Origin of the sequence: Streptomyces doebereineriae (genome assembly GCF_031845645.1) — a bacterium.
Classification (GTDB): domain Bacteria; phylum Actinomycetota; class Actinomycetes; order Streptomycetales; family Streptomycetaceae; genus Streptomyces; species Streptomyces canus.
This window is the reverse complement of record NZ_JAVREZ010000224.1, coordinates 1-466: the sequence shown is the minus strand read 5'-3', so window position 1 is coordinate 466 and position 466 is coordinate 1. Positions and strand designations below refer to the sequence as shown.

The following is a 466-nucleotide window of genomic DNA, read 5'->3' as shown; positions in this document are numbered from 1 at the left end:
CGTCCCCGGTTAGCGAGGCGGGGCCCACCCCGGCCCGCCGGGCTAGGGCCACGGCCGCCAGGGTCGAGTGCACGCCCAGCTTCCCCAACACGTTCTGCATGTGCGTGCGCACCGTGTGCGGGGACAGGAAGAGCCGCTCCGCGACCGCCTTGCGGCCCAGACCCGCCACCATGCAGCGCAGGACCTCACGCTCGCGGGGCGTCAGCGACTCGACGAGCTGTTCGCTCTCGGTGCGGTGCTTGCGGGCCGCCGTCAGCTCACGCAGCACACCCGTCAGCAGGGCGGCCGGCAGGTGGGTCTCGTCGCGCAGCACACCGCGTATGACGGTCAGCAGACGCTGCAGCGAGCAGTCCTTGGCCACCCAGCCCGACGCCCCGGCCTGCAGGGCGGCCGCCGCCCTGCGTGGGTCGTCCCGCTCGGCGAGCACCACCGTCCGGATGTGCGGCTGGCCCGAACGCACCCCGGC

1 protein-coding gene is annotated in these 466 nt (G+C 74.5%); it reads right to left on the bottom strand.

Features of this window, described 5'->3' with window-relative positions:
* A partial coding sequence (locus RNB18_RS51580) for a helix-turn-helix transcriptional regulator (RefSeq protein ID WP_311721004.1) occupies positions 1–466 on the bottom strand: 466 nt, incomplete at both ends.